This is a genomic window from Pseudomonas sp. GW822-FHT02G04, assembly GCF_058802085.1.
In genome coordinates this window covers 226967-233342 of the sequence record NZ_JBXANU010000007.1, presented here as the reverse complement: position 1 = coordinate 233342, position 6376 = coordinate 226967, and the positions used below count along the sequence as shown (strand labels likewise).

The following is a 6376-nucleotide window of genomic DNA, read 5'->3' as shown; positions in this document are numbered from 1 at the left end:
ACACCTACGTCATCGACAACGCCACCGACAAGGTCACTGAACTGGCCGACGAAGGCCGCGACCTGATCCGCACGGCGGTGAGCTACACCCTCTCGGCCAACGTCGAAGACGGCGTGCTGCTCGGCACCGCCGCGTTGAACCTCACGGGCAACGAACTCGATAACAGCCTCACCGGCAACGCCGCCGCCAACTTCCTCGACGGCAGGGCTGGGGCTGACACCCTGGACGGCGGCGCAGGCGCCGACCTGATGATGGGCGGCAGCGGAAACGACACCTACATCGTCGACAACCTCAAGGATGTAGTCATCGAGACCAGCAGCCTGGCGAGTGAAATCGACACTGTACGCTCCTCGGTCAGCTGGACCCTGGGCGCCAACCTGGAAAACCTCACCCTCACCGGCAGCGACAACCTCACCGGTGTCGGCAACGCCCTGAACAACGTGCTGACCGGCAACAGCGGCAACAACATCCTCAACGGTGGCGCGGGGCTGGACACGCTGATCGGCGGCGCCGGCGACGACACCTACGTCCTCGACCAGGCCGGTGAACTGGCGCTGCTGCAGGAAACGGCCGACCAGGGTCGCGACCTGCTGAACATCACCTACGCCTCGACTTTGGCCAGCAGCACCGTCGACCTCAGTCAAACCAGCCTGCAGAACGTCGAAAACGTCACCCTGACCGGCCTCGGTGCCTTCACCGTGATCGGCAACGACCTGAACAACACCCTGCTCGGCAACGCCTCTGTCAACGACCTGCAAGGCGGGGCCGGCAACGACTGGCTGGATGGCGGCGCCGATGCTGACACCCTCAGCGGCGGCAGCGGCGACGACACCTATGTCATCGACAACGCCACCGACAAGGTCACTGAACTGGCCGACGAAGGCCGCGACCTGATCCGCACGACGGTGAGCTACACCCTCTCGGCCAACATCGAAAACGGCGTGCTACTCGGCCTCGCCGCGTTGGACCTTACAGGTAATGAACTCGATAACAACCTCACTGGCAACGCCGCCGCCAACACCCTCGACGGCAAGGCCGGGGCTGATACCCTGGACGGCGGTGCTGGCAACGACACCTACGTGGTCGACAATATCGGCGACACGGTGATCGAACGCGGCACCTCGCTGAGCGAAATCGACACGGTCCTGTCGTCGATCAGCTACACCCTGGGCAGCAACCTCGAGAACCTGACCCTCACCGGCAGCGACCCGCTCGACGCCACCGGCAACGCCCTGAGCAACCGCCTGACCGGCAACAGCGGCAATAACGTTCTGGACGGTGGCCTTGGCGCCGACGTGATGATTGGCGGCAGCGGCAATGACACCTATATCGTCGATAACCTCAAGGACACGGTCACCGAGACCAGCACCCTGGCGAGCGAATTCGACACCGTGCGCTCCTCGGTGAGCTGGACCCTGGGTGCCAACCTGGAAAACCTCACCCTCACCGGCAGCGACAACCTCACCGGTGTCGGCAACGCCCTGAATAACGTGCTGACCGGCAACAGCGGCAACAACGTGCTCAATGGTGGAGCGGGCAACGACCTGCTTGATGGTGGTATGGGCAATGACCTGCTGATAGGAGGTCTGGGCACAGACATCCTGACGGGCGGCGCTGGTAGCGACCGGTTTGTTTTCAATTTACTCAGTGAGCTGGGTAAAGGGGCAAACAGTGACGTCATCACCGACTTCAGCAGCCTACAGGGCGATAAGATCGACCTGTCGAAACTCGATGCCAATATCCTCACCACTGCGTTCAACGCCTTTACATTCATTGACTCGAATGAGTTCACCGGGGCAGGACAACTGCGTTTCGAAGATCATGTGTTGTACGGCAACGTCAACGGCAGGCTGGATGCAGACTTCGAAATACAGCTGGTGGGCGTCGATACCTTCAGTGCCAAGGACCTGGTAGCTTGACCAAGGTCTAAACAATACGCCCTGACGAATGTCGGGGTGTTTTGTTTTGTGCCACCAAAACTGAACCAAAACGCCAATACTTGAACGCGAAAAAATATCGGGTGAGCTGCTCTACCCCAACACCCCCAACTCCTTCGCCCGAGCCACAGCCTGCGTACGCCGCTCTACCCCAAGCTTGCTATTGATATGGCTGGCATGGGTTTTAACGGTATGCAGCGAAATAAACAATTGGTCGCTGATTTCCTGATTCGAGCACCCTTGGGCGATGAGCCGCAGAACCGCCAGTTCGCGTGTACTGAGTTGTTCCGCAGCAGGAGACGACTCCACCACCGGACGGGAAGCCATGGCCGGAAGTTTTTCCGAGAGGCTCTGCGAAACGGCCGTCGGCGCACAGAGTTGAAGTTGCCCACGCAGCCAGTCCGGGTGCTCGACCAGTAATCGGTCAAACGGTTGCAGGACACCTCCAGCGGCCGCTTCCAAAGCCTGGGCCAGCGCCTTGCGGGCCTCGGGTTCGCGTCCGCCCGCCAACAACAGCGTAACGTTCTGATTCAGCGCCATCACGCTGAGCATCTGCCGACCGCTGCGCTGACCGTGCTCATGCAACGCATTCAGGCGCCCTTCGGCGAGCATGGGCTGGCCCTTCATCATGTCCAGCACCGCCTGTTGCAACTCAATATGCAGCGGCAGTTGTGGATGGAATTCCGGGGGGGCCGCCGGGTGCTCGCCGTTATAGGTCTGGCCCAGTCGCGCAAGCCAGGCTTCGGCCAGATCGGTGCGGCCCTGAGCCAGCCAGAGTTCACATTTGACCAGGGTAATCATCGCCAGATAGTAAATCGGCGGGACGTCCCAGATGTGCATCAGGCGCTCGGCCTCGGCAAGTTCGGCGAAGGCCTTCGCGAATTCGCCGCTGTTGCCCTCCAGCCGGGCAATCACGCAGTGGCCGATCAATACGCTGATATCGCGGCAGGCCCGGGCTTCGCCCAACCCCGCTTGCAAACGTGCCCGTGCGGCCTGGGGTTGCAAGCGCAGCGCCAGCAAAAAACCCTCGTACAAGGTCAGGCGCGCGCGCACCGCATAAAGCCGTTGTGGGGATAAACCTTGCAGGCGTTGCAGCCCCTGACGGACTTCATCCAGTGAACGCAGGATCTCCCCTCGCGCCTGCAATACCCGGGCACGGTCGTAATGGGCCAAGGCCTCGAACAATGGATTGCCAACGCGCTGTGCCAACTCCAGCGAATCACGATTCAAACCCCGGGCACGCCACAAGTCGCCATCGGCAATCGCCAGATTGGACAATGTCGACAGGCACATCAATCGCTGTCCATACCGTTTGGCCGGCAAGCTTTCCAGCGCTTCGGTGCAATAGAGCATGGTCAGCTCGCGATTGCCTCGCCCCCGGGCAATGATCCCGCTCAGGGCCAGCCATTGCGCCAGCATGGATTTTTGCGCAGTAGCCGACGGCGCCGGCAGGAAGCGGCTCAGGTGACTGGCCAACTCTTCGGCGGCGTCCAGTTGACAGGCCAGCCCCAACGCCCAGCTGTAGAGCACGATCAGCCGTGGCGTGCTGATTAACAGGCTATCGGGCAAGTCCATTTTCCAGCGCAGCAACATGCCGACGTTCTGCTCGGCCAGCAGTTGCTCTTCAGAAAGGTTTTGCACCAGATTCGCCGCGACATCCAGGTGCCCGGCGCGCAAGGCCTGCTCCACCGCCTCATCGAGTAGCCCCTGGGCGTTGAACCAGCGGCAGGCGCGCAGATGCAGGCTCGCCGTCGGCACCATCGCCTGGGCGGTGGGCCGGCTGCGCAACAGATCGGAAAAAAGGTGGTGATAGCGATACCAGTGACCGTGTTCGTCCAACGGCACCAGAAACACCTGATGCGCCAGCAGGAAACGCAGGATTTCGGCGCTGTCATGGGCTTCGCGCACAGCGTCGCACAGCTCACTGCAAAAGCGCTCCTGAGGCGCGGTGTCGTACAGGAATGACTGCACCTCGGCGGGCAGGCAATCGATGACTTCTTCGAGCAGGTAATCGCGAATCAGCCCTTCCCCGCCGTACAGCGACTGGGGCAATGCACCCTCGCTGCCCACCTCGGAGGCCGCCAATAGCCAAAAGCGCAGCCCTGCCACCCAGCCTTCGCTGCGCTGGATCAAACTCTCCAGCGCCTCGCCACGCAATGAAATGCTGTGTCGATCAAGCAGGCTCAGGGCTTCATCATGGGTCAACCGAAGATCCTGCTCATGCAACTCGAGCAGTTGCCGCGACAGCCGCAGGCGTGCCAGATGCCAGTCCGGACGCTGCCGACTGGTGACCATCACCAGCAGGCCATCGGGTAAATGATTGAGGAAAAACTGCAAACAACGATCAAGCACCGGGCCTTGGGCCAGATGATAGTCATCAAGTACCAACAGCAGCGGCGTGTTGGGTGAGAGGTGCACGGCCAGCTCATCGAGCAAACCGTCCAGCCATTCTTCAAAGGCGAACGGTTGATGACGTTGGCGCATTTTCAGCAGCCCCAACGCCTGGCTGCCCAGTTGTGGAAAGTAGTCCTGAAGACCTTCGAGCAGGCGCTCAAGAAAACGGCCGGGATCACTGTCCCGCAAACTCAAGCCCAGCCACAGGCTTTGCCAGTGATCCGGCAACCCCTGACAAAACTCCACCGCCAATGAACTCTTGCCGAACCCTGCCGGCGCGCTAACCAGCAACAGCCTGCCACCGAGACCTGCACTCAGGCGCTCACACAGACGCGGCCGCAGCACATGGCCGGCGGGCAGCGGAGGCCGGAAAAAGCGCCCGTCCAGTGCCGCGACGGCAACGCTTGCAGGGCCCGGAAGTGGGGACAGATCAGTCATGGCCGGCTCTTGTTTGAAATACTGATGGCGGCGTTACAGATGTCCGCAGCCTAGCGGTAAACGAAGAGCTATTGAAGGTTATTGCTACAAATGGCTACAAAAAGACTACGAGCAAAAATGTCGGTATGCCGGACAACGATCTTTATGAACTTCCAAAAAAAAACGCCCCGAACCAGTCGGGGCGTTTTTTCGAGGATGCGGCCTCGGGTTACAACGTTTTAGCGAACGCCTTCCTGACGCAACGCGGCCGGAGTGAAGTCGGCGGTGCTGGCGGTGAAGCCGAAGTTATACGCCGACTTCTCTTCGTTCTTCATGCCCAGCGCCAGGTAGCGGCCCGATTGCAGGTCGTACAGGGTTTCGAGGGCGTACCACGGCACTTGCTTGTCGTAGTAGTTCTCGGCGTGAGCCTCGGCGACGCGCCACAGTTGACCGCGACCGTCGTAGTGGTCGATCACTGCTGCCTGCCAGGTGTCTTCGTCGATGTAGAAGTCACGTTTGGCGTAGATGTGACGCTGACCTTCCTTCAGGGTCGCGACCACATGCCAGACCCGACGCAATTCATAGCGAGCCAGGTCCTGGTTGATGTGACCGGCCTTGATAACATCGGTGTACTTCAGTTTCGGATCGTCGAGCTTGTAGCTGTCGGAGGCGATGTACATCTCTTTCTTGCCTTCGAGCTTCCAGTCGTAACGGTCCGGTGCACCGTTGTACATGTCCAGGTTGTCGGAGGTACGCAGGCCGTCGGCAGCGGTGCCCGGCCCGTCATAGGACACTTGCGGCGCACGACGCACTCGACGCTGGCCGGCGTTGTAGACCCACGCCGAACGCGGTTCTTTTACCTGGTCGAGGGTTTCGTGCACCAGCAGCACACCACCGGCCAGACGTGCCGGGGCGGTCACTTTCTGCTTGAAGTAGAACAGGATGTTGCCCGGGTTTTTCGGGTCGTAATCCTTCATCTTGTCGCGGAACACGAACTGGTCTTCGAAGTACACCATGCTGAACGAGCCGTTCGGCTGCGGCGTGGCCTGGGTCACCAGACGGGTCACGCTGCCGCCACGATAGCGGGTGATGTGGTTCCAGATCACCTCAACGCCGCTTTTCGGAATCGGGAACGGGATCGCGGTTTCGAAGTTCTCCAGACCGTTGCCACCGGACACCAGGTTAGTGTTGGTGGCGTTCTTCTTGATGGAGGCAAACACGTCATCCGGCACGGTGGCACCGCGATGGGACGGGTAAACCGGCATCTTGAAGGTTTCCGGGTAGCGCTTGAACATCGCGTACTGGCCCGGCGCAAGCTTGTCCTTGTACTGGTCGACGTTCTGCGCGGTGATGGTGAACAGCGGTTTCTCACTCGGGAACGGATCAGCCAGGAAACCCTTGCTGTCCACGGAACCGGCGTTTTTCGGCAGGGGTTTCCAGGCCGGGATCGAACCGTCGGCGTTACCCGCCATCTCGGCGCCCATCGGGGTCAGACTCTTGCCCAGCTTGTCCGCTTCGGCCGCAGGGACCGCCGCCATGACACCGGTCGCCAGCAGCGAAAGCCCCAGAACACCAACGTGGAACAGACTCTTTGTTATTTTCATAAATGTGTTCGTCCTGAAAATGCA

At 60.6% G+C, this 6376-nt stretch carries 2 protein-coding genes and 1 pseudogene; 1 reads left to right on the top strand and 2 read right to left on the bottom strand.

Going from position 1 to position 6376, the window contains the following annotated elements; translation table 11 throughout:
* A pseudogene (locus AC1RO5_RS12785) lies at positions 1–1919 on the top strand (calcium-binding protein); the annotation flags it as partial.
* Positions 1920–2030: 111 nt separating this feature from the next.
* Here AC1RO5_RS12785 and AC1RO5_RS12780 read toward each other — a convergent pair.
* Positions 2031–4769 carry a winged helix-turn-helix domain-containing protein gene (locus AC1RO5_RS12780; protein WP_493175238.1) on the bottom strand — a complete coding sequence of 913 codons (2739 nt, stop codon included), beginning with the start codon at positions 4767–4769 and terminating at the stop codon, positions 2031–2033.
* A gap of 218 nt (positions 4770–4987) precedes the next feature.
* Positions 4988–6352, bottom strand: a complete 1365-nt coding sequence (locus AC1RO5_RS12775) for a DUF1329 domain-containing protein (protein ID WP_493175236.1) — start codon at positions 6350–6352, stop codon at positions 4988–4990.
* Between the last annotated feature and the right edge of the window lie 24 nt (positions 6353–6376).